At 63.6% G+C, this 26,535-nt stretch carries 24 protein-coding genes and 1 riboswitch; of the genes, 11 read left to right on the top strand and 13 right to left on the bottom strand.

All coding sequences use genetic code 11. The annotated features are described in order from the left end of the window. Positions 1–146: 146 nt before the first annotated feature. Complete coding sequence (locus C0Z18_RS16350; RefSeq protein ID WP_102646471.1) at positions 147–1,193, top strand: saccharopine dehydrogenase family protein; 1,047 nt, start codon at positions 147–149, stop codon at positions 1,191–1,193. Positions 1,194–1,253: 60 nt separating this feature from the next. Further along, a riboswitch (glycine riboswitch) is annotated at positions 1,254–1,344 on the top strand. 142 nt (positions 1,345–1,486) lie between these two features. Then, positions 1,487–2,770 carry a D-amino acid dehydrogenase gene (locus C0Z18_RS16345; protein ID WP_102646470.1) on the top strand — a complete coding sequence of 428 codons (1,284 nt, stop codon included), beginning with the start codon at positions 1,487–1,489 and terminating at the stop codon, positions 2,768–2,770. A 47-nt stretch (positions 2,771–2,817) separates the two neighbouring features. Here the strand turns inward: C0Z18_RS16345 and C0Z18_RS16340 are convergent, their stop codons facing one another. Both C0Z18_RS16340 and C0Z18_RS16335 read right to left on the bottom strand, forming a co-directional pair. Further along, complete coding sequence (locus tag C0Z18_RS16340; RefSeq protein ID WP_102646469.1) at positions 2,818–4,128, bottom strand: MFS transporter; 1,311 nt, start codon at positions 4,126–4,128, stop codon at positions 2,818–2,820. A 43-nt stretch (positions 4,129–4,171) separates the two neighbouring features. Then, a complete protein-coding gene (locus tag C0Z18_RS16335) occupies positions 4,172–4,942 on the bottom strand; it encodes a putative hydro-lyase (RefSeq protein ID WP_102646468.1) in 771 nt (256 codons plus the stop codon). A gap of 393 nt (positions 4,943–5,335) precedes the next feature. On the opposite strand from C0Z18_RS16335, the gene C0Z18_RS16330 reads away from it, so the two are divergent. Continuing rightward, positions 5,336–6,913, top strand: coding sequence for a methyl-accepting chemotaxis protein (locus C0Z18_RS16330; protein WP_102646570.1), 1,578 nt, complete (start codon positions 5,336–5,338; stop codon positions 6,911–6,913). Then, complete coding sequence (locus tag C0Z18_RS16325) at positions 6,910–7,842, top strand: LysR family transcriptional regulator (RefSeq protein WP_102646467.1); 933 nt, start codon at positions 6,910–6,912, stop codon at positions 7,840–7,842. Before C0Z18_RS16330 ends, C0Z18_RS16325 begins: the two co-directional genes overlap by 4 nt. Positions 7,843–8,031: 189 nt before the next feature. On the opposite strand, the gene C0Z18_RS16320 is transcribed toward C0Z18_RS16325, so the two are convergent. Beyond that, entirely contained in the window at positions 8,032–8,958 is a 927-nt protein-coding gene (locus tag C0Z18_RS16320; RefSeq protein ID WP_102646466.1) for a choline sulfate utilization transcriptional regulator, read from the bottom strand. A gap of 264 nt (positions 8,959–9,222) precedes the next feature. On the opposite strand from C0Z18_RS16320, the gene C0Z18_RS16315 reads away from it, so the two are divergent. Continuing rightward, complete coding sequence (locus tag C0Z18_RS16315; protein WP_102646465.1) at positions 9,223–10,608, top strand: TIGR00366 family protein; 1,386 nt, start codon at positions 9,223–9,225, stop codon at positions 10,606–10,608. A 47-nt stretch (positions 10,609–10,655) separates the two neighbouring features. Here the strand turns inward: C0Z18_RS16315 and C0Z18_RS16310 are convergent, their stop codons facing one another. Both C0Z18_RS16310 and C0Z18_RS16305 read right to left on the bottom strand, forming a co-directional pair. Further along, a complete protein-coding gene (locus C0Z18_RS16310) occupies positions 10,656–11,957 on the bottom strand; it encodes an MFS transporter (protein WP_102646464.1) in 1,302 nt (433 codons plus the stop codon). A gap of 84 nt (positions 11,958–12,041) precedes the next feature. Beyond that, complete coding sequence (locus C0Z18_RS16305) at positions 12,042–13,493, bottom strand: M20 family metallopeptidase (protein WP_102646463.1); 1,452 nt, start codon at positions 13,491–13,493, stop codon at positions 12,042–12,044. 122 nt (positions 13,494–13,615) lie between these two features. Between C0Z18_RS16305 and C0Z18_RS16300 the strand changes: the two genes are divergently transcribed. Continuing rightward, entirely contained in the window at positions 13,616–14,527 is a 912-nt protein-coding gene (locus tag C0Z18_RS16300; RefSeq protein WP_102646462.1) for a LysR family transcriptional regulator, read from the top strand. Positions 14,528–14,552: 25 nt separating this feature from the next. Here the strand turns inward: C0Z18_RS16300 and aroE are convergent, their stop codons facing one another. From aroE to C0Z18_RS16275, 5 genes are read right to left on the bottom strand one after another with little or no spacing between them, the layout of a single operon-like run. Further along, complete coding sequence (gene aroE / locus C0Z18_RS16295) at positions 14,553–15,386, bottom strand: shikimate dehydrogenase (protein WP_102646461.1); 834 nt, start codon at positions 15,384–15,386, stop codon at positions 14,553–14,555. Then, the gene (locus C0Z18_RS16290; RefSeq protein WP_102646460.1) at positions 15,383–16,606 is read right to left on the bottom strand and encodes a CaiB/BaiF CoA transferase family protein; all 1,224 of its coding nucleotides are present in this window, start codon (positions 16,604–16,606) and stop codon (positions 15,383–15,385) included. Before C0Z18_RS16290 ends, aroE begins: the two co-directional genes overlap by 4 nt. After that, a complete protein-coding gene (locus tag C0Z18_RS16285) occupies positions 16,606–17,064 on the bottom strand; it encodes a MaoC family dehydratase (RefSeq protein WP_102646459.1) in 459 nt (152 codons plus the stop codon). Before C0Z18_RS16285 ends, C0Z18_RS16290 begins: the two co-directional genes overlap by 1 nt. A gap of 2 nt (positions 17,065–17,066) precedes the next feature. After that, positions 17,067–17,459: a VOC family protein gene (locus C0Z18_RS16280; protein ID WP_102646458.1), complete on the bottom strand. Its 393-nt coding sequence runs from the start codon at positions 17,457–17,459 to the stop codon at positions 17,067–17,069. Next, complete coding sequence (locus tag C0Z18_RS16275) at positions 17,456–18,406, bottom strand: ketopantoate reductase family protein (RefSeq protein WP_102646569.1); 951 nt, start codon at positions 18,404–18,406, stop codon at positions 17,456–17,458. Before C0Z18_RS16275 ends, C0Z18_RS16280 begins: the two co-directional genes overlap by 4 nt. Positions 18,407–18,487: 81 nt before the next feature. Here C0Z18_RS16275 and C0Z18_RS16270 point away from each other — a divergent pair, with 81 nt between their 5' ends. Then, positions 18,488–19,408 (top strand): LysR family transcriptional regulator, encoded by a 921-nt coding sequence (locus C0Z18_RS16270; RefSeq protein ID WP_102646457.1) that lies wholly within the window; start codon positions 18,488–18,490, stop codon positions 19,406–19,408. Between the two features lie 181 nt (positions 19,409–19,589). On the opposite strand, the gene C0Z18_RS16265 is transcribed toward C0Z18_RS16270, so the two are convergent. Next, positions 19,590–20,156, bottom strand: coding sequence for a GNAT family N-acetyltransferase (locus tag C0Z18_RS16265; protein ID WP_102646456.1), 567 nt, complete (start codon positions 20,154–20,156; stop codon positions 19,590–19,592). Positions 20,157–20,480: 324 nt separating this feature from the next. After that, on the bottom strand, positions 20,481–21,383 hold the full coding sequence (locus tag C0Z18_RS16260; RefSeq protein ID WP_102646455.1) for a LysR family transcriptional regulator: 903 nt from the start codon (positions 21,381–21,383) through the stop codon (positions 20,481–20,483). Between the two features lie 116 nt (positions 21,384–21,499). On the opposite strand from C0Z18_RS16260, the gene C0Z18_RS16255 reads away from it, so the two are divergent. The 4 genes from C0Z18_RS16255 to C0Z18_RS16240 all read left to right on the top strand — a co-directional run bounded on the left by C0Z18_RS16255 (position 21,500) and on the right by C0Z18_RS16240 (position 25,870). Beyond that, positions 21,500–22,378: an alpha/beta fold hydrolase gene (locus C0Z18_RS16255; protein ID WP_102646454.1), complete on the top strand. Its 879-nt coding sequence runs from the start codon at positions 21,500–21,502 to the stop codon at positions 22,376–22,378. Between the two features lie 4 nt (positions 22,379–22,382). Then, positions 22,383–23,801 (top strand): 3-isopropylmalate dehydratase large subunit, encoded by a 1,419-nt coding sequence (leuC, locus tag C0Z18_RS16250; RefSeq protein WP_102646453.1) that lies wholly within the window; start codon positions 22,383–22,385, stop codon positions 23,799–23,801. After that, positions 23,798–24,412 (top strand): 3-isopropylmalate dehydratase small subunit, encoded by a 615-nt coding sequence (leuD, locus tag C0Z18_RS16245; protein ID WP_102646452.1) that lies wholly within the window; start codon positions 23,798–23,800, stop codon positions 24,410–24,412. The genes leuC and leuD overlap by 4 nt, the downstream gene beginning before the upstream one ends. Before the next feature lie 108 nt (positions 24,413–24,520). Further along, positions 24,521–25,870, top strand: a complete 1,350-nt coding sequence (locus tag C0Z18_RS16240; RefSeq protein WP_102646451.1) for a dicarboxylate/amino acid:cation symporter — start codon at positions 24,521–24,523, stop codon at positions 25,868–25,870. 134 nt (positions 25,871–26,004) lie between these two features. Here C0Z18_RS16240 and C0Z18_RS16235 read toward each other — a convergent pair whose 3' ends face one another. Then, entirely contained in the window at positions 26,005–26,391 is a 387-nt protein-coding gene (locus C0Z18_RS16235) for an ASCH domain-containing protein (RefSeq protein ID WP_233217346.1), read from the bottom strand. Positions 26,392–26,535: the final 144 nt, after the last annotated feature.

Raw genomic sequence — 26,535 nt, 5'->3', positions numbered from 1 at the left:
ATCTCAAGCAGTGGCGGCGATGATAGCACCGCGTGGCGTGCCACGCTCGATTCGATACAGGTCGGTTTCGTTGACGCTACAGATCTGTATTGACGACGCTACAGATCTGTACTATAAAGTCGAACATTCCAACGAGGAGACGGATCATGACGGAGCGAATCACGGTTGCGGTATACGGCGCGGCGGGGCACACGGGCCGCTTCGTGGTCGATGAACTGAAGCGGCGCGGCCATGGCGTGGTTCGGGTGGGAAGGGATGCGGGCCGGCTAAGTGAACGCGCTGCGCACGACGAGGCACCGTGGCGCGTTGCCTCGATCGACGACAGCGCTCAACTCGACGCCGCGCTTCGCGGCACGGATGCGGTCATCAACTGCGCGGGGCCGTTCCTCGATACGGCGTTGCCGATAGCCGATGCGGCGCTGCGTGCGGGGATTCCGTATCTCGACGTGACCGCCGAACAGCCGGCGTTTCAGTCGCTCGTCGAGCAGCGCGATGCGCGTGCCCGCGCGGCCGGGGTCACGCTGATTCCCGCCGCGGCGTTTTATGGCGGCCTGGCCGACCTGCTCGTGACGGCGGCGGCAAACCCGCAAGCGCCGATCGATCGTGCGGATATCGCCGTCGGTCTCGACAGTTGGCATCCGACGCGCGGCACGCGCGTGACGGGCGAACGCAACCGCGCGACGCGCATGATTCAACGAGGCGCAAAGCTCACCGCATTGCCGCAGCCGGTACAGGAAGGGGTATGGTCGTTCGGTGAGGACATGGGCGCGCAAGAGGTCGTGATGCTTCCGTTCACCGAAGTGATGACCGTATCCCGGCATCTGCGCGCCGATACGATCGAATCTTGGTTCGCTACCTCGGCCTTGCGCGAGCTTCGCGATCCGAACACGCCGCCGCCGAAAGCCGACGACGAATTGGGCCGCTCCGCCCAGCAATTCGTGATGGACGTGGTGGTCGCGCAAAGTGGCGAGCTACGCCGCATCCGCGCAACGGGCTGCGACATTTACGCGGTCAGCGCGCCGATCGTCGTCGAAGCGGCCGAGCGTTTGCTCAGGGGAATGCATTCGACGAAGGGGGGTGTCGCGAGTCTCGGCGAGATCTTCGATGCGGCCGATTTTTTGTCGGCGCTCGATACGGTGCAAGTGACGCGCGAGGTCCTTACCGCGCCGGCGCTTCGCGCGAAGGCTCGATAAATCGGATTTAAAAAAACGCTTGCCGACTTTATCGAGCGCGGCTAGTCTAAGCGCGTTCCACCATGCTGCACGGGAGAGATCGTTCGAGAGGAACGACGCCGACGGAGCAACCGCCCCGGAAACTCTCAGGCAAAAGGACCGCGCAGCAGGAACATCTGGAGAGCGGCGCTAGCTCAGCGCCCACCGAAGGGGAGTCGCGGGCATCGCGACGAAACTCTCAGGTACATGGACAGATGGGGCATCGGCGCCGGTGAAGATCGGCCGGCGATGCTCAACGAACTCTGGACCATGTCATGTCAAGAATTGCCGTCATCGGCGCCGGTATCACCGGCGTCACCACTGCCTATGCGCTCGCCCGTCGCGGTTGCGACGTCACCGTCATCGAACGCCATCGCTATGCCGCCATGGAAACGTCGTTCGCCAACGGCGGACAGCTCTCGGCGAGCAATGCGGAAGTATGGAACAGCCGGGCGACCGTGCTCAAAGGCCTGCGCTGGATGTTCAAGCGCGATGCGCCGCTTCTGATGAATCCGCGCCCCACGTGGCACAAATACAGTTGGATCGGCGAATTCTTGCGGCAAATTCCGCACTACCGCGATAACACGATCGAAACGGTCCGGCTGGCGATTGCCGCGCGCGAGCATTTGTTTTCGATTGCGAAGCGCGAGGCCATCGACTTCGATCTCGAACAACGCGGCATTTTGCATTTCTACGCGACGCGAGGCGAATTCGAGGCGGCCTCGAAGGTCAATGCGCTGTTGCGCGAGGGCGGGTTGGCGCGTCGAACGGTGACCCCCGACGAGATTCGCGCAATCGAGCCTACGCTGCGCGGCGAGTTTTACGGCGGTTTCTTTACCGAATCCGATTCCACGGGCGATATTCACAAATTCACGCGTGGTTTGGCGCAAGCTTGCGAGCGGCTCGGCGTGCGCTTTCGCTATGACACGTCGGTGCAATCGATCGACGAAACGGGCGAGGGCCAAGTCTCGGTCGGCTTGCTGACCGAGGGGCGGATGGAAGCGGAAACGTTCGATCGCGTCGTCGTGTGTGCAGGCGTTGGAAGCCGCGCGTTGGCGGCGGCCGTGGGCGATCATGTCAACGTCTACCCCGTCAAGGGCTACTCGATCACCGTGTCGCTCGACGACACAAGGAGCCGGGAGGCGGCGCCGTGGGTCAGCTTGCTGGACGATCGCGCGAAGATCGTGACGAGCCGGCTTGGCGCCGATCGGTTCCGCGTGGCCGGTACGGCCGAGTTGAACGGCGAGAACCGCGATATTCGATCGGATCGCATCGAGCCGCTCGTTCGGTGGGTACGAGGGCATTTTCCCGAGATATCGACGGCGCGCGTCGTGCCATGGGCCGGGCTGCGCCCCATGTTGCCGAGCATGCTGCCGAAGGTGGGTAGAGGCAGGCGGCGCAACGTGTTTTACAACACGGGGCACGGCCATTTGGGCTGGACGCTATCCGCCGCGACGGCCGAAAGCGTCGCCGATTTACTGGTCGGCGATCTGGCCTCGTCGCGCTTGCGGTTCAGCCAGATCGGCGCGCATAGCGTCGGGTCGGTGCATCAGGGCTAGTGCCGAGCCGGGGTGCTTCGTGTCTTTGCGCCTTCGTGCATCCGAACTCAGTGCTTCAGTTGCGCGCCGCGCGTTTCGGGCAGCGTGAGGGCGGCGAGGATGACGACGCCGTAGGCGCAGGCGGCGAAGGTGCCGATCGCGGCACCGAGCGTCATTTTCTGAGCAACGTAGCCGATGAGGAACGGGAAGGCTGCGCCTACGGCGCGGCCGAAGTTGTAGCAAAAGCCCTGGCCGGAGCCGCGTATGCGGGTGGGGAATAGTTCCGACATGAACGCGCCCATCCCGGAGAAGATGCCCGACGCGAAAAAGCCGAGCGGGAAACCGAGGATCAGCAAGAGTGTGTTGTCGAGCGTCACATGCGTGTAAGCCAGCGCGATGACCATCGACGCCAGGGCGTAGACGATGAACGTGAGCTTGCGGCCCACACGGTCGGACAGCCATGCGCCGAACAAATAGCCCGCGTACGAACCGACGATGATGACGGCCAGATAGCCGCCGGTGCCGACGACGCTCAGGTGTTGCTCGGTCTTGAGGTAGGTCGGCAGCCACGTGGTGATCGCGTAATAGCCGCCTTGTGCGCCCATGGCGAGCAAGGCCGTGCGCAACGTCGTGAACCACATATCGGCGCCGAATATTTCCATGAACGAGTGCGAGGCTTGCGTATCGCGCTCTTGCGCTTTGGCGAGGCGGTGCACCTCGGGCTCTTCCACGAGACGGCGGATGAAGATGACGAACGGAGCGGGCGCGATGCCGAGCGCGAACAGCACGCGCCATGCGCTTTCCGCGGGCAATAGCGAGAATACGAGCGTATAGAGTCCGGCGGACACCGCCCAGCCGATCGCCCAGCCGGCCTGCACCATGCCGACCGCCTTGCCGCGGTCGCGGGCGCGGATCACTTCGCCCATCAAGACGGCGCCCGCCGTCCATTCGCCGCCGAAGCCCAGCCCCATCAGGCCGCGCGCGACGAGCAACTGCGTGAAGTTCTGCGCGAACGCGCAGGCAAGCGTAAACACCGCGAACCAAACGATCGTGATCTGTAGCGTGCGGACGCGTCCGACTCGATCGGACAGGATTCCGGCAACCCATCCGCCGAGCGCCGACATCAGCAATGTCACCGTCCCGATGAGGCCCGCTTGGCCGGAAGTCAATCCCCACGTCGCGATCAGTGCGGGGATGACGAAGCTGAGGAACTGCGTGTCCATCGCGTCGAGCGCGTAGCCGGCTTTGCAACTCCAGAATGCGCGGCGTTCGTTGGCGCGCAAGTGGCCGTACCAGCCGAATAGGGCATGGCCGCCGGAGCCGTTCTTTGCGGCGTCGCCGGCGCTCTCCAGGTCGGGATAACGTGCTTCGGTATTCATTCGAATCTCCTCACTACCACGAGCGTTCAATGCACAGGTCGCGTCAGAGGACGGCGAGCGATGCGTTGGGAATGTCGGTCACGAGCATGTGGCCTGGACGATGGGCGATGGCGAACGGCAGCCGCGCGGCTTCGAGCGCGCTTTGCGGCGTCACACCGCATGCCCAGAACACGGGCACTTCGTCTTCGCGAACGGTAACGGCGTCGCCATAGTCGGGACGGCCGAGATCGGCGATGCCGATCGCGCGAGGGCTTCCCAAATGCACCGGCGCGCCGTGCACGGAGGGAAAGCGGCTCGTCACCTGCACGGCGCGAATCGCGTGCGCGCCCGTCATCGGCCGCATCGACACGACGAGTCGGCCGCCGAACGGTCCCGCCGGGGCGTTCTCGATATCGGTGCGATACATCGGCACGTTGACGCCTTCTTCCACATGGCGCAGGCCGATATGTTCATGGGTCAGCATTTGCTCGAAAGAGAACGAGCAGCCGATCGCGAACGCGACGAGGTCGTCGCTCCAGAGCGAGAGGATGTCGTCGGGCTGCGCTTGCAATTCGCCGTCGCGATAAACGTTGTAGCCCGGCACGTCGGTGCGCAGATCGATGTCTTGGCCGAGCGCCGGCACGTTCCATTGTCCTCGCTCGCCCACGCCCAGCAGCGGACAAGCTTTGGGATTCCTAATGCAAAACCGCAGGAAATCCTCGGCATAGGCGCTTGGAACGATGACGAGATTGGCCTGGGCGTATTCGCCGCATTGGCCGGCGGTCGGACCTTTGAAGTCCTTATGGCGAACGCGTTGGCGGAATCGGTACGGCATAACGACATTCCTCGATGACGATGGCTTGGTGAGCAGATTAGGTTTGAATCAAATGACAAGCCAGCAAGTTATTCCGCGCACCGCTGTCAAGTTTCTCTTAACGCTTTCATGCGGGTTTTCCCGGAATCGACGTCGGTGAGGCGGTTTGATAAAGCGCGCTGATCGAGACCGGACAAGGGATTCGGCGCGATGAGCATGCCCCGCTCGGCTCGCGACCGGATTGACAGATACCGCGCTTAGCGATCGAATCGATGCATCGAAGTGGAGGCTGGGGCTTTTTGGTTCACTTAACATTCGCGTATGGATGCCGTTATGCAGGAGGGCAGCGAGTGGCGTCCGCCGCGTGATGCCCACGATGCGAATAGCCCATTTCGTCTGAATAAAGAAAACATCATGTCTCGCCTATCCCTACGACAAAAACTTTGGATTCCGCTGCTCCTGACTTGGGTCGGATTGCTGACGCTGACCGTCTGGCATGCCATGCAGATGCGCGACATGCAGTTGAAGGAGCGCAAGCATGCACTCGCCGACGTGACCGAGATGGCCTATTCGATCGCCTCCGGTCTCGATCGCGATGCCCAGGCGGGCAAGATCGCCGCCGATGCCGCGAAGCAGCAAGCACTCGCGCGCATCGCCGATCTTCGCTATAGCGGCAATGGGTACGTGACCGTCGTCGGCGCGGATTCGGTGGTGGTCATGCATCCGATGGCGCCGAAGCTCGACGGCAAGGACATGTCGCAATGGAAGGATTCGAAAGGCAATCTGCTCTATAGAGACATCGCGGCGGCCGGGGCTTCGCCGAGTGGCATGGGTTACGTCGAATACTGGTGGCCGAAGCCGGGCGAAACCGAACCTAGTTCGAAGCTTGGTTTCGTCAAACGCTACAAGCCGTGGAATTGGGATTTCATCGCGGGGGTCTACCAGGACGATATTCAAGCGGCCTTCTATCACACGCTCGGCATGTCCTTCGCAGTCCTGATCGTCTTGGGCGCGGCGCTTTCGCTGTTGACCTCGCTTGCGATCAAGAGCGTGCGCCGCTCGGTGGGCGGGGAGCCCGCTAAGGCCGCCGAACTGGCGCGTCAAATCGCGTCGGGCGATTTGACGGGGCACATCGAAGTAGCCCATGGCGACGACGACAGCATCGTGTCCGCCATCGCTTATACGCGGGACACGCTCGCGGGCACGGTATCGCGCGTGAAGTCGGCGGCCGAGACGATTCGCGGCGCGGCGGCCGAGATCGCCACTGGCAACGGAGATCTGTCGAGCCGCACGGAGCAGCAGGCCGCTTCGCTCGAGGAAACGGCAGCCGCAATGGACGAGCTGACCTCGACGGTCAAGCAAAACGCGGAAAACGCATCGCGGGCAACCGAGGTGGCGGCGAGCGCCTCGTCGGAGGCCGAGCGCGGTGGCGGTGTGGTCGGCGATGTCGTCAGCAAGGTCAGGGCCATCGCCGAGAGTTCGAAAAAGGTGGCGGACATCACGTCGGTGATCGACAGCATCGCGTTCCAAACCAATATCCTTGCGCTGAACGCGGCGGTCGAGGCTGCGCGCGCGGGCGAGCACGGCCGGGGTTTCGCCGTGGTCGCGAGCGAGGTGCGCAGTTTGGCCCAGCGCAGCGCGGCGGCCGCGAAGGAGATCCGTGTGCTCGTCGATACGTCGATCGCGCAAGTCGAAAGCGGGGCGGCGCTCGCGGAAAGCGCGGGCGGGGCGATGGAAGGCATCGTCGCGGCGGTCAAGCGCGTGACGACGATCGTCGGCGAAATCGCCACGGCTTCAAGCCAGCAGAGCATCGGCATCGACGAGGTCAATCGCGCCATCTCGCAGATGGACGGCGCGACGCAGCAAAACGCGGCCCTGGTGGAGCAAGCCGCGGCGGCGGCGATGTCGCTGAACGAGCAGGCCCAACAACTCGGCGAAGCGATGCAAGTGTTTCGCGTGACCGAAGAGAGGGCCTCGCCCGCTAGGCGATGAATACGCGATTCGTCGAAACGTTCGTGACCTTGGCGGAGCTGGAGAGTTTTCGCGCCACGGCGCGCGTGCTGCATGCCACGCCGGCGACGATTTCGTTACGAATCAAATCGCTCGAGGACGAGTTGCGCACCGAACTCGTCGATCGATCCACGACCCAATTTCGTCTGACCCCGGCGGGCGAAAGCCTGCTCGGGCTCGCGCGCAACCTCGTGGACGCGGCGCGCGCGCTGCGTGAGGCTGCGGGACAGGAAGTGGTCGTGGGCGGCAAGTTGCGCTTGGGCGTGATCGAGACGCTCGTGCATTCCTGGCTGGCGCACTACGTCACGCACCTCAATACGAAATTCCCGCAACTCGATGTCGATCTGACGGTCGATTCGAGCGCCGTGCTGCAGCAGCGATTGCTGGCGGGAGAACTCGATTTGGTCATCCGCGTCGAGGGAATCGACAGCACCAAGATCGCCTCCAGCGCGATCGCGAGTTATCCCGTGCGCTGGATCGCGAAGCGCGGTCTGCTGTCGCGGCGTACCGCGGGCCTCGCCTCGCGGGTGCTGCAACGTCCGATCTTGACCTTCGGGCGCGGCACGGCCCCTCAAGTCGCCTTGCAAAGCATCGTGCTGACGCTCGCGCGTCAAGAGAACATGCGTCCCGAACAAACACGGGTGACCTGCTCGCCGTCCGTGGCGGCGATCGTGCAGCTCGTGCGCGACGGTTACGGCGTGGCCTGTATCCCGAGCCTTTTCGTGACGGACGAGCTACGCACGGGCGAGTTCGTCGAATTGCCGCTCAAGCCGGTGCCGCCGCCGATCGTGGTGTCCGTCTGCAAGCCGGCCAATGCCAATGCAATGGTCAACGCGGCCGCGAATGCGGCCCATATTGCTTGCACGGCCTATTGCCGCACGAAGCGGCGCGATTTGATCGAGGCGCTTTGAGAGGGCTCGCGTGGAGCGGCCCGGCGGTACGTGTCGGTATCAAAATGTATCATCGGTTTTGATACTTCTCGTTCTCGATGATACTTGCCGATACCCGGAATCTGGAGCTGCGAGGACGAAGCGTTCGCCGAATGGGTTCGGCGCCGCAAGCAATGAGTCGTTTCGCGGCGGCGGCTAGCGTTCGATCGCTCAGGGCATCGCTGTCGAGACCCCCGGCGCGCACGCCGAAAAGAGCCAGCGGCGGAAAGCCGGCGCGGCGGGCGTCTCCGGCCGCGCGGGCGGGCAAACCAGAAAATAACCGCGGGCCGTGCTGACGGGCTCCTCGAACAACGCCACCAACTGTCCGCTCGCGATGAGTTCGTCGACGAGCGGCAGCCAGCCGAGCGCAACGCCCTGATGGGTCAACGCCGCGTTCATCACGAGCGCATAGCTGTTGAACGTCGAACCGTGATGATCGGGCGGCGCGCTGAGGCCGTGCGCCCCGAACCAACCGTTCCAACCTAGCCAACGCTCCGGTTCGGTGGGCTGCACGTGCAACAAGTGCGCCGCATACAAATCGGCCGGCTCGGCGATTTGGGAATGCGCCGCGCGAAATTGCGGCGAGCAGACGGGAACGACTTCCTCGGGAAACAAGCGCGTGGCGGTGCAAGGCGCCCAATCTCCGTCGCCGAATGCGATGGCCACGTCCGCATGATCCCGGCGCGGGTCGAATGCGAGTTGCGATGTCACGACCTTCACGTTGACATCGGGCAAATGCCGCCTCAAATCCATAAGTCGCGGCACGAGCCAATACGTAGCGAAGCCGGCATCGGTCAAGATCGTCAAGGCGCCCTTGGCACGGGCCGCGCGTATTTCCGAAACCGCATCGCGTATGGTTGCCATGCTTTGGCGCACGGCTTCGTAAAGACGCCGGCCGTCCGTCGTGAGCGTCACGCCGCGATGCCCTCGCTCGAAGAGCGGCGTGCCGAGTTCCGCTTCGAGTTGCACGATGCGTTGGCTCACGGCCGGCTGAGTCGAGCCGAGCTCGCGCGCGGCAGCCGTGAAGCTCGCGAGCCGCGCCGCGGACTCGAACACCGACAGCATCTGCAGCGGCGGCAAACGACCTTGGTCGGACATAAGCGTGCCTTGGGATAAGGGGGCTCAGACACGCAGTGTCACACATTTCATCGATCGATAGACGAGGAGCCTCCGGCGCATTGAAACTCAGCTCGATTGTTGGGGCCGTGTCTCGGGCATGCATCGTCAAGCGATGGTCCGAACGCGTTCGATCACCGCACGCAATTTCATGGCACCGGATTGACGCAGCGGCGGCCGCTGTCCTACATTCATTGGCCGATAAGCGACTCATCGTTCGGACATCGAACATAAGCGGTAGGAGACATGAAACCAACCACAGTCAAAATCGACTCGGCGCCTTCGGTCGCGCCGCAGCGCGGCATCGTTGCCGCGCTCGTCTATGCCTTCGAGCGATTGATGCCTGACCCCTTCGTCCTTTCGTTGGGACTGACCTTGGTCGTTGTCCTTCTCGCTCTCGGCATTGCGCCGAAGCATTCGTTCGAAACGATCCTCGATTCGTGGTACGGCGGCACCTTTAAGATCCTCGCCTTCGCGCTGCAGATGATCCTGATTCTCGCGACCGGCTACGCCATTGCCGATGCCCCGATCGTGCAACGGATGCTGCGCGCCGTGGCCTCGGGCGTGCGCACGCCCGCGCGGGCCGCCATGCTGATTTTTCCTGTGGTCGGATTCGCCGCTTGGCTGAACTGGGGCCTCGGTCTCGTGGTGGGCGCGCTGCTCGCGCGCGAAATCGCCCGGCGCGTGAAGGTGGACTTCGCCTGGCTCGTGGCCGGCAGCTACTCGGCCTGGTCGATCTGCAACAGCGGCCTGTCGAGCTCGATCGCGCTGTCGCAGGCTTCGCATGGCAACGCGCTCAATCTTGTCGAAAAGGCGACGGGGCAGGTGATCGGCCTCACACAGACCATCTTCGCTCCGTTCGTCTACGTGCCGAGCGTACTCGTCGTGGTGGTCATGGCGTTCATTTTCGTGCGCATGCATCCGAAGCCCGAAGACGTCGTCGCCTTTTCGCACGCGGCCCCCGAGGACGCCGCGGAGCCCGACTCGCACGCGCGCAACGCACCGTCCGCCTCGTTCGCGGCACGCGCCGAACGTTCCGTGCTCGGCACGCTCGTGCTGCTGGCGCTGGGCTGCGGCTACCTTGCGACCACCTGGTACAAGAAAGGGTTCGAGCTCGACATCGACACGACGATCCTGCTCTTCCTGCTCATCGGCCTCGCGCTGCAACGCTCGCCGATCGCCTATGCCGATGCCATTCGCCGGGCGGCACGCCAGACCGGCTCCATGCTGCTGCAATATCCGATCTACGGCGGGATCATGGGCATCATGATCGGTACGGGCTTGGCATCGACGATCGCCGAGCGCTTCGTCACGATCGCGACGCCCGCCTCGCTGCCGCTGTGGAGCTACTTGAGCTCGCTCATCATCACGCTGCTGATTCCGAGCGCGGGTGGCCATTGGGCGGTGCAAGGCCCCTTTGTATTGCCCGCGGCGCTGAGCCTGCATGCATCGCTGCCGCACACGGCGATGGGCGTGGCCATGGCCGAGAACGTGTCGAATATGCTGCAGCCGTTCTGGGCAGTGCCTGTCGTCGCCATCGCGGGCATCAAGATCCAGCGCGTCATGGGCTATACGGCTGTGACGTTCGCGGTGTCGCTCGTTATCTACGCGTTGGCCCTGTGGCTGCTTTGAGTTGATCGAATTCGCGCAGCCACGGCCAACGAACCGGCACGACGCCGTTACGCTACCGCCGGCCGGTCCGTCTTCACGCGCTGCACGCGACTCACCGATGCCAGCGCGGCGAGGCTGATCATCGCCGTCACCATGACGTAGAAGCTCGGTGCGCTGCGGTTCGCCGTCGCACTGATGAGCCAGGTCACCACGGCGGGCGTGAACCCGCCGAACACGGTCACGCCGATGTTGTAGGCCACCGACATGCCGGTCGAGCGGGTCGCGGCCGGAAACATCTCGGACATCAACGCCGGCAACGCGCCGAAATAAATCGCCTTGAGCAGTGCGAGCCACGCGACGAGTGCAAAGAGCGTGAGCTTCGACAGATGATCGACGGTGTAAGAGAACGCGGGATACGCGGTGACGACGAACAACACGGCTACCGTCGTCATTTGAATCAGCCGTCCGATTCGATCCGACAGGTACCCGGCCAGTGGGGTGACGCAAGTCAAAATGACGCCGCCCACGATCGTGGCGGCGAAGCTCGTCGAGGCCGGCAAATGGAGTTCGCGGATCGCATACGTCGGCACGTATTGCAGCAGGTAGTTGACCGAGGTCGAGATGGCCAGGGCGCCGGCTGCCGCGAGCACCATCCGCTTTTGTGTGGCGAACACGTCGCGGACCGGAGTCTCGGTTCGCGCGGCTTCGGTGAAATCGGGCGCATCTTCGAGAAAGCGCCGCAGGTACAGCCCGAGCGGCCCGATCAGCAATCCGAAGAAGAACGGCACCCGCCACCCCCAAGCGTCGAGCGCCGCATGCGGCAGTAACCGGGCGAGGGCGAAGCCGAACATGGCTGCCATCAAAATCGACAGGCCTTGCGTCGCGAACTGCCAACTGGCGAGAAAGCCGCGGCGATGCGGTGCGTGCTCGATCAGCATCGCCGTGGACGCGCCGAACTCGCCGCCTGCCGAGAATCCCTGAATCAGCCGTGCGGCGAAGACACCCAATGGGGCGGCCAGCCCGATCGTCTCATAGGCGGGAATCAGGGCGACGATCGCGGTACCAAGCATCATCAACCCGACCGACATCATCAACGCTGCCTTGCGCCCGCGCCTGTCCGCATAGGCACCCAGCACGATGCCGCCGATGGGGCGAACGAGATAGGACGCCCCGAACGTGCCGAACGTGAGCAGCAGCGACGCGCTCGGATTGGCTGTCGGGAAGAAATGCTTGCCGATGTAGACGGCGAAGAAACCGTAGATCGCGATGTCGAACCATTCGAGCGCGTTGCCGGCCGATGTCGCGACGACGATCTGGAACAAACTCAACGGCTGGCGTTCCGGCAAGGATAGAGACTGGCTGTGCTTCATGGCGACCCTCGATCGGTGGCTCGCGGTGACGAAAGAGATGCCGCAACGTGCGGCACTCCGGACGCTGGGCGTGTGCGCTGCCCTTTATTCGATGACCGCCGACGGTGCGCGCGACGCTCGCAGGCGTGCGATACGGTGCGCATCGTCGCCGAGATCCCACCAGAGGCCGGCCATGGTGCCGAGTGCTTCGCGCGCGAGCGAGCCCAACGTGTGTTCGTTCGGCGCGTGCTGCGAGCACGCGGGATAAGAATGCGGGACCCAGAGCGTGGGCAGGCCGAGCGTTTCGGCGAAGACGTCGTTCGGCACGGTTCCGCCGAGGTTCGGCAGCAGCGCGGGCTTTTTGCCGGTGGTGGTGCCGATCGAGGCGAGCGCCCACGTAACCCAGGGGTCTTCCGGGTCCAGCCGCGTGGCGGCGGCATGGCTCTGGATCGACACCTGGACATCGGACAGGGCCTGCCTCGCGAAGTGCTCGATCAGGTATTGCGCCACATTGGCACTGTCGGTGCCGACCACATGACGCAACTGGCAAGTCGCACGGGCGCGCGGCGGAATAGCGTTGACGGGGGCCTCCGGATTACCGGCCTTGAATGCCAGTACTTCCAGCGTGTTCCATCCGATGACGCGCTCGGCCGGCGAAAGGCCCGGCTCGCCCCAGCCGGGATCGATCGCCGGTGCGCTCGGGTCGCCGCCCAATTCGATGTCGGCCAGCGCGCGGCGTACGGCATCGCTGATGGGCGGGGGGCGCAATCCGTCGACGACGATCGCGCCTCGACTATCGACGAGGCTCGCGATCGCATGCGCGAGCACGATCGCGGGATTGCGCAGGGCGCCGCCCCAGTTGCCGGAATGATGAGCGCCTTCGCGCAGATCGACGGTCAGATCGAAGTTCACGCCGCCGCGCGAGCCGAGGAAAACCGTTGGGCGTTCCGCGCTGACCCGCGGGCCGTCGGATGCAATGAACACGTCCGACGCGAGGGCTTCACGCTCGCGCGCGCAGATTTCGGCGAGGCCGGGCGAGCCGATTTCCTCGCCCATTTCGAAAATGACCTTCACGTTGTAGCCGAGTGTGCCTCGGCGAGCCTGCAGCACCGCTTCGAGCGCGGCAAAGTTGATCGAGTGCTGTCCTTTGTTGTCGGCGCTGCCGCGGCCGTACCAACGGTCGCCTTCGATCGTGATCCGCCACGGCGCCAGGCCATCGCGCCACTGATCGTCATAGCCGCGCACGACATCGCCGTGGCCGTAGGTCAGCACAGTCGGCAGCGCGGGATCCTCGAGTCGCTCGGCGATGAGAAATGGGGCGCGCGGGGCAACGGGATTGGCCACGATACGGCAAGCGAAGCCGAGGCGAGCCAGCGTTGGGCCGATCTCGTCGGCGAGATAGGCCCGCAAGGCCGCCGCCCGTTCCGGGTTCTGGCTTTCGGTGCGAAACCCCACCCGCCGCTGCAGATCCTCTAGCAAACGGCCGGAATCGTAGAGCGCGAACGCGCGCTCGATCGCCTCCGTGCGAGACGGTTCGATGGACGGACAGGCAGTCATGGCACCTCCCTTCGAGTCGTTAAGCCAGGGTAGGGAGGCCAAAAATTCGCAACAATTTCAATTTTGTCGATTAGGCTTGCCGAAAAGGCAATGCAACCACGCCCACGTCACAGGAGCGGCACATGCTGCACGGCATCGCACTGCGTTACTTCGTCGAGGTGGCCCGCTCCGGCTCCCTGGCCGCCGCATCGGAAAACCTGCACGTGGCCGTGTCGGCCATTAGCCGTCAGATCGGCAAGCTCGAGGAGGACGTGGGCGCGCCGCTGTTCGAGCGATTGCCGCGCGGCATGGTGTTGACCGAGGCGGGCGAGCTGCTCGCCGAGCACGCGCGACGGACGTTGCTCGACGCCGACGCGGTGCTGGGCGAAATATCGGCAAGCGAGGCGCGCGGCGGGACGCTCGTGCGTGTCGCCTGCACGGAGGGTTTCACGCGCTCGTTCCTTCCCGCCGTGCTGGCCCGCCATCGTGAAGCGGCGCCCAACGCACGCTATGCGTTGCGCTCGGGCACGCCCTCGCAAGTCGAGCATTGGATCACGGTGGGCGAGATGGATGTCGGGCTAGCGTTCTCGAGCGGCTCAAGCGGCAGCGGCAATACGTCCGCGTTGAATGTCGTGCATTCGAGCGTCATGCCGGTCTGCGCGCTGCTTGGCGCGGACCATCCGCTGGCGTCGCGCGCGTCGCTCACGCTGGCCGATCTGCAAGCGTATCCCGTGGCGCTGCTCGAGCGCGGCACCACCGTGCGGCAGTTGTTCGATCTGTGCTGCTCGACGCGCGGCGTCCGGATCGAGCCGGTCATGAGCAGCAACAACTCGGCGGCGCTGCACGCCTTCGCCGCGTTGACGGGCGCTATTACGCTAGGCAGTTCGGTCGCGCTCAAAGGGCTGTCGGGCGAGAGCGCACTCGTGTCTCGGCCCATCGACGAACCGCTCTTCAGCCAGCGCACGCTGCAAGTGACGACGATGCGCGACCGGCGCTTGCCCGCGGTCGTCAAAACGTTCGTCGATACGATCGTGGACATGATCGAGCACGCTTAGCGGTGCTCGCGCGGCCGGAGCGCGTTCAATCGAACGGTACCGCCAGCCTATCGATCACCGAACCGGTCTCGGGGCGTACGCCGCGCCACCATGCGAACGCTTCGGCGGCCTGTTCGACCAGCATGCCGACGCCATCCGCCATTCCGTGTACGCCCGCGTTTTTGGCGAGCCGGAGGAACGGCGTCAGACGCTTGCCATAGGCCAGTTCATAGGCGGCTCCCTTGGGACTGAACACGCTCGGCGGGACGGGCGGAAGGTCGCCGGTCAGGCTGGCCGATGTCGCGTTGACGACCAGGTCGAAACGGCCCATCCGTGCGAGTTCCGCGTACCCGCACGCCAAGAGCGAACCGCGTCCGGCAACCTGCGCGGCCAATGTGCGGGCCTTGTCGACGTCGCGATTCGCGATGACGAGTTCAGCCGGCCGGGCTTCGAGGAACGGCAAAAGCGCGCCGCGTGCCGCGCCGCCCGCACCGAGCATCAGTACCCGCTTGCCGGCCATCGGGAGATTGAGATTCGCTTCGATATCGCGAACCAGCCCGATGCCGTCGAAGTTGTCCGCAAAGATGCGGCCGCCGTCGAACTTGAGCGCGTTGACCGCGCCCGCAAGCTGCGCACGATCGCTGCATTCGTCCGACATCGCGAATGCCTCGAGCTTGAACGGCGCGGTGACGTTGATGCCCTTGCCGCCGCCCTCGAAAAACGCTCGAACCGAGGCAGCGAAAGCGCCTGCCGGCCCGGTTGGCCCCTCGATGGCCGTATAGCTGATGTCTTGCCGAGTCTCCTGTGCGAAGAGGCCGTGAATCAGGGGGGATTTCGTGTGCCCGATCGGATTGCCGATCACCGCGTATTGGTCAGTCATCGTTGGCTCGCTTTTGAATAGAGAACGCCGTCTACCTGCATTGCGTCGATTTCGGCCGCACCGAATCCGAGCGAACGCGCAATCTCCGCGTTGTGCTGTCCGAGATCGGGCGCGACATCGCGAATCGTCGTGTCGCAATCGGAAAAACGGAACGGCAGGTTGGGCAGGCGCAGCGTCCCGTAGCGCGGATGCCGTTGCTCGACGACCATGCCTCTGGCCCGGATCTGAGGATCGTCCAACACTTCGTCGATGCGTTGCACCTTCGCACAGGGAACGTCGATACCGTCCAGCAGTGCCAATACCGACGTGACGGAACGCGCGGCCACCCACGGCTCGACCACCGTCAGAATCTCCGCGCGGTGCGCGTTGCGCCCGACGCTGTCGTGAAACCGCGTATCGGCGCCGAAATCCGCCGGACCGCCCTGCGTCGCGATCAGACCGGCGAAGCGCTTCCACGCGTCGTCGACTTGCGCGGCGATCACGAGATCGCCGTCCGCGGCACGAAATACGCCGTAGAGCGTCGAGGTGGGCATGTCGTGCCCCGTTTGCTCAGGCAGCACGCCCTGAAGCGTGTAGCACTGCACCGCGTATTCGTGCATCGATACCAGCGTGTCGTACAGCGCCATGTCGATGTGTTGTCCGCGGCCGCTCTTCACGCGCCCCAGCAGCGCGGCGTTGATGGCCGCGACCGCATGAATGCCGGTGTACATGTCGCCGAGCGAGATGCGCAGCAGCGGTGGCCGTTCGCCCGGTGTGCCCACCATCTGCATGATTCCGCTCTTGGCTTCCGCGATCAGCCCGAAGCCTGCGCGATGCGCATCGGGACCGGTATGCCCGTACGCCGAAATCGAACAGTAGACGAGGCGTGGATTGCGCGCCGACAATTCGGCGTAGCCGAGTCCGAGCTTATCGAGCGAGCCGGGACGATAGTTCTCGATGAAGACGTCGGCAGAGTCGCACAGCCGCTGCATGAACGCCTTGCCGCGCGCGTCTTTCATGTTGACGCTCACGCCGCGCTTGCCCATGTTGAGCTGCAGGAAGTAGCCGCTTTGCTGATCGTCGAGCACGGTCGCGTGCTGGCGTCCGGCGTCGCCCGACCCGGGGCGCTCGACCTTGATCACTTCGGCGCCGAGCGCCGCGAGACAACGCCCGACATACGGACCGGCAAGGAAGTGACTGTAGTCGACTACGCGAATGCCTTCGAGTGGACGAGCCTGCATTACATGGCCTCCGGGCGGCGCGGCACCATCAGTCGATGCTCGCCGTGTTGAACGACCTGACCGTCCTGATTGATCAGCTCCGACGGCAGCACGACGATGCCCCAACCCGGGCGACTCTTGCTGGCCCGCATCGAGCCGACGCGAAACTCGACGTGAAGCACGTCGCCGACCTTGATCGGCAGCAGAAAATCCCAGGTCCAGCCGAGCGACATACCCGGCAGAAAGCGATAGTCGCTCTGTGTTTTCAGGCCGTCGGCGATCGACAAGCCGAACAGCCCGTGCGCGACGAGGCACCCGAAATGGCTCGCGTTTGCGTATTCCTCGTCCACGTGAACGGGCGTATGGTCGCCGGTGAGGTCGGCGTACGCGAGAATGCGCTCACGCGTCACGGTGTAACTCGGGCTCGTGCACGTGTCGCCCTCGTGGGCGTCGTCCCAGTATTTTTCGATGATCGTCATGGTCATGCCTCCGCGCGCGGATTGAGTGCCAGCGCCTGCGCGACGCAAGAAGCCGGTCTGGCCTGGATCAGTTCGACGGCAAGCCCGTCGGGCAGGCGAAGCCAGTTCCGCCCTTGGGGCATCTCCGTCACGCCGAATCGCCGTGCCGCGGTTAGCGCGGCTTCCAGGTCTTCGCACATCACGCCGAGATGGGCGAGCCGGCCTTCCGGGCCGTCGTATTCCGGCGCATGGATGAACTGCAAGCCGCCGAGTGTCCAGTACTGCCTCGGTGCGTCGAGCGTGCCGTCCACTTCGCGTAGGGTCATGCCGAGCACGTCCTCGAAGAAGCGGATGTGCCACCGGATGTCCTTCACCCAGATCGCGACATGTTCGAGATAGGCTTTCGGGACGCTCATGCGGCGGCCTCCTCGCGCTGGCGGTCGGCCATCGCACGCTCGAGCCCCTTGATGCAAGCGACGAGCGTTGCATTGATCGGGGTCGGCACGCCGTAGCGTTTCCCCCAGCGCACGACCGAACCGTTGATGAAGTCGATTTCGGTGACCGAGCCTTTCTCCAGGCTTTGCAGCATCGACGTTTTGAAGCTCGTGGGCAGACCCTCGGCGGCGAGCGTCCATGCTTGTTCGGGATCGGTCATCGACAGCTTGACGCCGGCCGCCTGCGCCGCCGCGATCGCCTCGGCCACGGCCGCGAGCGACGTCGCCTTCAGCAGCGGCTCATCGTAAAGCTGCCCGTAGGTGAGGCCGGTAAGGCCCGTCAGCGCGCCCGTCGCGACATTCACCAGCAGCTTGTCCCACATCGTGCCGACGATGTTGTCGCTGATCGTCGTGGCGAGGCCGGCGGCATCGAACGCGGCGGCGATCGCCTGCACGCGCGGCGTGATGCGGCCGTCGAGCTCGCCGATATAGGTGTACTTGCCGGTGATGCCGGATTCGATATGGCCCGCGCCGCGCAGCACGCCGCCGACGTAGGTTTTGCCCGCGAGTACGCGCTCGCGGCCGACGGCATCGACGAGGATGTCTTCATGTCCGAGGCCGTTTTGGAGCGACAGCACCGCGGTATCCGGCCCCACCAGCGATTGGGCGCCGCGGATGGCCGCATCGGTGTGGAATGATTTGACCAGCACCACCACCAGATCGGCTATGCCGACGTCGGCGGGCCGAGTCGTGGCTTGGACGCGGACGAGGCGGGTGCCGCTCGCGTCGTCGACGCGCAGGCCGTCGCGGCGCATCGCATCGACGTGCGCGGCAGAGCGGTCGATCAGCCAGGTCTCATGGCCGCCTTGGGTGAGGGTGGCGCCGATCGCACAGCCCAGTGCGCCCGCCCCCAGAATCGCTATTTTCAATGGCTTCTCCTTGACGTATGGCATCACGATAGGAGTCGCCGGTCATGCCGGCAATGCAATGGATACAATGGCATCATTGCGATGGACAATAACGCCATGATGCCCGCCGATCTGCCCGACCTGAAGCTGCTTCAGCTTTTCGATCTCCTGTACGACGTGCGCAGCGTCACGCGCGTCGCCGAGCAATTGGGCCAGAGCCAGCCGACGGTCAGTATCTGGCTCGGACACTTGCGGGATTATCTGCACGATCCGCTCTTCATCCGGACACCCGGCGGCATGGCGCCGACCCCGCAAGCCGACGCGTTGATCGGGCCATGCCGGGAAATTCTCGAATCTTTGCGGCGCTTCGCGGCATGGGAGATCGCGTTCGATCCTGCGACGGCCCAGCGCCGTTTTCGCATCTGCATGACCGACGCGAGCCACATCACCTTGCTTCCGCGGCTACTGGCCCATGTCCGGGCGCAGGCGCCCGGCGTCCGTCTGGAAGTTGCGCGGATCGACGGCAATACGGAGCGCGCGCTGGAATCCGGCGAGGCCGATCTTGCGATCGGCTATGTGCCGTGGCTGGGTGGAGGGATTTATCAGCAGAAGCTGTACGACCAGGACTGGGTATGCCTGGCCAACCGGCATCATCCGAGGATTCGCGGCCGCCTCGGGGCAAAGCAGTATCGTTCGGAAGGACATGTCGCCATTACCGCAGGAACAGGAGCGCAACTCCTCGAACAAGCGTTGCGGCAGGCGCGCATCGAGCGAGACACGGTGCTGGAGTTGCCGGGTTTTTTAGGTTTGGGTGCGATCATTCAGACGACCGACCTGATCACGACACTGCCTCGTCATATCGGCCAGACATTGGCTCAGGCGAACGATCTGACGGTTCATGCATGCCCGATCCCGGTCGACGGCTTCGCGGTACGACAGCATTGGCATGCGCGGTATCACCAGGAGGCGGGCAACCGATGGCTGCGTGGTGTCGTGATTCGATTGTTCGGGGGAACGCATTGACGTGCGGGTTTGGGGTTTGCGATAGGCGCCGCAGTTCTAACGCGTAGGTGTCTGCTTGTTCGTTAAGTCGACACGATACTAGCAAGCGCTTCAGCGACCTCAAGGTGAGTTGCCGAACCGCTTACGTCGTGCGTGGCGACGAACACGCGTGAATGACGACGCCGTAAGGGGCGACTGAACCTCAAACGCCGGGAGCCGCAGACTGTGCGAGCCATCGGCTCCGCGTAAGCCGGTACAGAACTTGGCGGCGCAGTGGATTTCCTTCGGGGACCAGCGGATGGTCGAAATCGCCGTCTAGGTCGCGTAGCATTCCGAGCTTCGCCATGACCCGCATGGATTTCTCATTGGCTACGCCCGCGTTGGACACAATCTCGGGCAACTGAAGCGACTCGAAGCCGAAGCGGATTGCGGCTGCGGCAGCTTCGGGGGCGTAGCCTAGGCCCCAGAAGGGCCGTGCAATACGCCAGCCGACTTCCACTGCCGGCGTGAAATGGGCTTCATAAGTGACGGGGAGTAGTCCGACGGCGCCGACAAACGCACCATCTTGTTTGGCCTCGACCGCCCAGAAGCACATGCCGCGCCTTTCGTGGTTCTCGATTTGGCGGTCGATCCATGTGTGATACGCGTCATGTGGCGTAAGCGGCAGCAGATACTGCATAACGTCTTTGTCAGCTGACATATCCGCGAAGGGCTGCCTGTCGGCTTCTTTCCAAGGTCGCAAGATTAAGCGCTCTGATTCGATTGGCATGTGCTTGGTCCAGAAATCGTTTTAGCGGGGATATTACATAGAGCTTGGTGCTGTCATCAGTTTCAGGAGGCGCTGTCCAGACTTATTCGAGGCTTTGCAAGACGCGTGCGCTTTCGTGAACTGGCGTCGTACGCGCGGGCATGGGGCCGCTTTGGTCGCATTGTCGTACTATGACTGAATCGAAGGGCGCACTGCGCGCCATCAAGCGTCGTTCGATGCCAGCCCTAAGGCGCCGTTCGGATGTCCCGTCAACCTTCGAAAACGGCCCCCCAACGTTAGATTCGCCACGTGTGAGCCCGGTTCGTTGCTCACAACGATGGCGTGTCAGACAAGGTTCGCTGGCCTGCGCAAATACTCGCCCAGGAAGTCAACAAATGTCCTGAGCTTGACCGAAAGCTGGTTGCGCTCCAGATAGATCGCGTGGATATCGGCGTCCGGCAATGCCCAGTCCGGGAGCAACGAAACGAGTTCGCCGCTCGCTAGGTGCCCCTCGATCTCCCACTGCGATCGCACGACAATCCCGCGCCCTTCGAGCGCCCAATGCAGCACGACGCTACCGTCGTTGCTCGACAATGCGCCATCCACCTTGACAGTCTCCGCGCGCTTGCCACGGGAAAAATGCCACGTGCCGTACGCCGACTCGTTCTCGCGCAATACGATGCACGCATGCCGTGTCAGATCGTGCGGCACCGAAGGCACGCCATGCCGCGCCACATAGCCGGGTGACGCGCACACCAGACGCCTGTTTTCGAGCAGCAGCCGCGCGTTGATGCGCGCATCCGGCACCGCGCCGAAGCGAATACCGAGATCGAAGCCCTCGTCCTGAAGACTCATCGGGCGGTCAGTCAGATGCAGCAGAATCTTCATCGCCGGATAACGTGCGACGAATTCCGACACCGCCGGCGCAATGCGCGCGCGGCCAAATCCAAACGACGCATTCACGCGCAGCAGTCCCGTCGGCTCGCCGCGGCTTTGGGTGACGAGGTGCTCCAGTTCCGACAACTCGTCGAGAATGCGTGAGCCGTTCGACAGATATAGCTCGCCTTCCGGCGTGAGGCTCAGACGCCGCGTCGTGCGGTTCATCAGGCGCACGCCGAGGCGCCGTTCAAGTTGCGCAAGCCGCTTGCTTATCGCGGGCGGTGTCACGCCCAGTTCGCGCGCGGTAGCCGCCAGATTTCGATGCCGCGCCACGAGCGCGAACAGATTCAAGTCCGAGAAACCATCCATTTTTCGATGCTCCGGTTCTTCGTTATTCATTCCTAAAAGTTACGACTGGAATGCATTTCAGGAAACCAAATCGCACGATTCATCAATTAGACTCGAAGCAAGTTCAGGAGACAAGCATGTTTGAAGGCTTCCGTCACGTGTCGGCGACTGTCGACGAGGTACGCATTCACGCTATTCGGGGCGGGCGCGGTCCCGCGCTCCTGCTCCTGCACGGGCATCCGCAAACGCATGTGATCTGGCACAAGGTCGCGCCCGCGCTGGCGGAGCATTTCACGGTGATCGCCGCCGATTTGCGCGGCTACGGCGATAGCGGCAAGCCGCCGGGCACTGCCGATCACGCGAACTACGCGAAGCGCCGCATGGCGCTCGATCAGATCGAACTGATGCGCCGCCTTGGGCATGCAACCTTCGCGGTGATCGGCCATGATCGGGGCGGGCGGGTCGCGGTGCGCATGGCGCTCGATCATCCGCATGCGGTGACGCGCCTCGTGACGCTGGATGTCGCGCCGACACTCGCGATGTACGAGCAGACTTCATTCGACTTCGCGCGCGCCTATTGGCACTGGTTCATGCTGGTGCGTCCCGCGCCGTTTCCGGAGACGCTGATCCGTGCGGATCCCGATCTCTATCTCAAACAGACGATCGGCGCGCGCAGCGCCGGCCTTGCACCGTTCACGGCCGACGCTTACGCAGAATATCTGCGTTGCCTGTCCGATCCCGAAACGGCGCATGGCATCTGCGAGGACTATCGCGCGAGCGTCGCGATCGACCTTGAGCACGACCGCGCGACGCTCGCTTCACAGCAGCGCATCGTCTGCCCGTTCATGGCGTTGTGGGGCGCGCAAGGCGTGATCGAGCAATGCTTCAAGCCGCTCGCCGAGTGGCAGGCATATGCGTCGAACGTGCAGGGCGAAGCGCTGCCTTGCGGCCACTACATCCCCGAAGAGGCCCCGGGGTTGTTGCTTGAACGCGTGCTACCTTTTCTCAGCGAGTGAGCCGATGTCCAACCGAACCTTTTACCAGAAGCTCGTCGATTCACACACCGTCGCGCGTATCGACGAACAAAACGTGCTCCTGTACGCCGATCTGCATCTGATGAACGAGTACACCAGCCCGCAAGCGTTCAGCGCACTCGGTGCGCGTGGCCGCGTCGTGCGCCGTCCGCGTCAGCAGCTCGCCGTCGTGAGCCACATCATTCCCACGCATGCGGAGTCGCCGCGCGTGATTCGCGATGCGGCGTCGCTATTGCAGGCGCAGAATCTGGCGCGCAATTGCGAACGCGCGGGCATCCGGCTCTTTGCCGCGGACGATCCGCTGCAAGGCATCGAACATATCGTCGCGCCGGAACTCGGGCTGATTCGCCCCGGCATGGTCGTGCTGTGCGGCGACAGCCACACCACCACATACGGCGCGCTCGGCGCATTGGGCTTCGGCATCGGCACGTCGGAAGTCGAGCACGTGCTCGCGACGCAAACGCTTGTGTATCGACTTGCGTGCACCATGCGCATCACGATCGATGGCGCATTGCCGTACGGCACGTCGTCGAAAGACGTCGTCATCTGGATCATCAGCAGGATCGGCGCGCAAGGCGCGCGCGGTTATGCCGTGGAATTCGCCGGTTCAACGATCGAATCGTTGTCGGCCGAGGCGCGCATGACCTTGTGCAACATGACGGTCGAAGCGGGCGCGCGCGCTGCGCTGATCGCACCTGACGCGACCACGTTCGACTACGTGCGCGCCCACGCGTCTTCACTCGACGGAGCAGCCTGGGAAGCTGCGCTCGAAGACTGGCGCGACTTGCGTTCCGACCCAAGCGCGCACTTCGACGCCGAACACCGCTTCGATGCTCGGGACATCGCGCCGTTCGTCACCTGGGGCACGAGTCCCGATCAGGCTGTCGCCATCGATCAGCCGATTCCCGACGAAACCGCGCAACCGACACCGGAAGCTGCGGCCTCGCTGCGCCGCGCGCTCGACTACATGGGACTCACGCCCAACCGGCTGATTGCCGGCACGCGTATCGACCGTGTGTTCATCGGCTCGTGCACCAACGGGCGCATCGAAGACTTGCGCGCGGCGGCCGCGATCGTGCGCGGCAAGCGCGTCGCGCCAGGCGTGCGCGCGATGGTCGTGCCGGGTTCGGGCAGCGTGCGCCGTGCCGCCGAACTGGAAGGCACAGCGAAGACGCTGATCGATGCGGGCTTCGAATGGCGGGAGCCCGGCTGCTCGATGTGTCTCGCGATGAACGACGACGTGCTCGAAGCCGGCGAACGCTGCGCGTCCACCACCAACCGCAATTTCGAAGGCCGCCAGGGACGCGGCGGCCGCACGCATCTGATGAGTCCGGCCATGGCGGCGGCTGCCGCGATGGCCGGCTGCATCACCGATGTCCGCACGCTGGAGGCATCCACATCGTGACCAGGCTTACCACCATCCAAGGCAGCGCCGCTCCGTTGCCGATCGACAACCTCGACACCGACCAGATTATGCCGAAGCAGTTCCTGCGCATTATCGACAAGGCGGGTCTCGCCGACGGTCTGCTGTACGACCTGCGCTTCGACGGGCGAGGCACACCCCGCGCTGACTGCGTGCTGAACCAGAGCGGTTACGCGAACGCTCGAATTCTGATCGGCGGCGCGAATTTCGGCTGCGGATCGAGCCGCGAGCACGCGGTCTGGGGCTTGCAACAATACGGATTTCAGGCGGTGATCGCGCCGAGCTTCGCGGAAATTTTCTATTCCAACGCGATGAACAACGGCTTGCTGCTCGTACAACTGGATCGCGATGCCGTCGATGCGTTGACCCGCGAGGCGATCGCAACGCCCGGCACATCGATCTCGATTGATCTCGAACAGCAGACGGTGAAGTCCGCATCGGACCAGCAATACGCATATCCGCTTGGCGCGCGCCACAAGCGCATGGTGATCGAAGGCATCGATACCGTCGATCTGACGCTCGACTCCCTCTGCGCAATCGAAGCCTTCGAACAGGCGCATTTCGCGCGGCATCCCTGGGCGCAAGCGATGTAAGCGCCGAACCGCCGCGCGACGCGGCGGGTTCCGTCGTGTAGTAGGGCCGATTCCCTTCCGACCGAAGAAGGGAAAGGCATCCCTTTGCCTCGAAAATGGAGGAGACACATGAAGCGCAAACCGTTTTACAGAATTCTCTATGTGCAGGTGCTTGCAGCCATTGTCGCCGGCGTGCTGCTCGGCCATTTCGCGCCGCACGCGGCGGTTGCATTGAAGCCACTTGGCGATCTGTTCATCAAGCTCGTACGGATGATCATTGGCCCGGTGATATTTTGCACGGTCGTGACGGGTATCGCGGGCATGCAGGACATGAGTAAAGTCGGCCGCGTCGGCGGCAAGGCGCTGCTCTATTTCGAGGTTGCATCCACGCTCGCGCTGGCGATGGGACTGCTTGCCGCGCATGTGCTTGCACCTGGCAAGGGCTTCAATGTCGATCCAGCGACGCTCGATGCGCGCGCCGTTTCGGGCTATGCGGCGCAGGCGACGCACGGCGACGGCATCGCCGGATTCATCGCGCATGTGATACCCGACACGTTTGCCGGCGCGCTGGTTCAGGGCGATATCCTGCCGGTGCTGCTGATCGCGATGCTGTTCGGCACTGCGCTCGCATTAATGGGCGAGCCCGCCGCACCCGTCACGCAGATGATCGAAACCTTGTCCAAAACATTCTTTCGCATCGTGCGGATGGTCACGAGTCTCGCGCCGATCGGCGCCTTCGGGGCGATGGCTTTCACGATAGGCCGTTACGGCATCGCTTCGCTGCTGCCGATGCTGAAGCTGATCGGCACGTTCTATTTCACCGCATTCGTGTTCGTGGCTGTCGTGCTCGGCATCGTCGCGCGTCTGTGCGGGTTCAGTCTTTGGCGCTTTCTTGCTTATATCCGTGACGAATTGCTGATCGTGCTAGGTACATCGACGTCCGAGGCGGCGTTGCCGCAACTGATGGACAAGCTCGAACGCCTGGGTTGCCCGCGTGGCGTGGTGGGGCTCGTCGTTCCGACCGGTTACTCGTTCAATCTCGATGGCACTAACATCTACATGACCCTCGCCGTGCTGTTTCTCGCACAGGCGACCAACACACATTTGTCGTTTGCGCAGCAACTCACGCTATTGCTTGTCACAATGCTGACCTCGAAGGGATCGACGGGCGTGACGGGTGCGGGCTTCATCACGCTCGCTGCGAGCCTTTCCGTGGTGCCGACCGTTCCCGTCAGCGCGATGGTGCTGATCCTCGGCATCGATCGCTTCATGTCCGAATGCAGGGCGTTGACCAACATCGTGGGCAATGGCGTAGCGACGATCGTGGTTTCGGCGTGGGAAGGCGAGCTCGATCGAGGGAAGCTCGCAAAGGCGTTGGGCCATGAGGAGCATGTTCGAGGCGATTCCTGGTCCCCGGACATGCGCGAAACGGCCGCTATTGATCGCGAGCGGTCTCTTACCAATGATTTGCTCCGGTGACCGCTTCGGGGTGGCTCTAGAAATTGGACGCGCGATCATCGGTGAGCTCGGTCTTCCGGAATCAGCCACGAGCGGCCCTTGGAAGTATCACAAAAAACGACTGCATAAAGGCCGGCAACAGCCGAATCGAGCGCTTAGCCCAAATCGGCCATCAAACGGAACGTTTCGCAAACGAGCGGCATCGTTGCTGCGGGCTGCCGGCCTATGCGCTGACACTCCCTGCCAAAGAATTTCCAGTGCTCCGCGCGCCAGTATTCGAGCGAAAGGTCACCTTCTCCTTCGGCCGCCGCGAACTCGCTAGAGACGTTCGAGAAAGGGGCTATCTCTACCTTCGTCGTCTGTAGAAGGAGAACGGGGCGACTGCTGAAGTCCAGAACAATTTCGATGTCCCCTTCCTGAGGCAGGCGTTCGCCGTCGACTTCCCACGACCACAGGAGGCTGCACGTGGCGCGCTTTACCTCGGCCTTTATCAACGAAATGAGCAGGGCAGAGGATTGTTCCGAGTCGCCATAGCTACCCATTCGAACATGGGCCCCTGTGAACCGCCCCGGACTTGGTGGAGGCTCCAACTCTTGAGAGAATGGAGCCATGAACAAGTCGAACAAGTTTTCTGCTGAAGTCCGCGAGCGTGCTGTGCGCATGGTGCGAGAGCATCGGGACGAGTA

Origin of the sequence: Trinickia dabaoshanensis, assembly GCF_002879885.1 — a bacterium.
Lineage (GTDB): Bacteria > Pseudomonadota > Gammaproteobacteria > Burkholderiales > Burkholderiaceae > Trinickia > Trinickia dabaoshanensis.
Note: the sequence above shows the minus strand (reverse complement) of the source record. Positions and strands in the feature narration are given on the sequence as shown.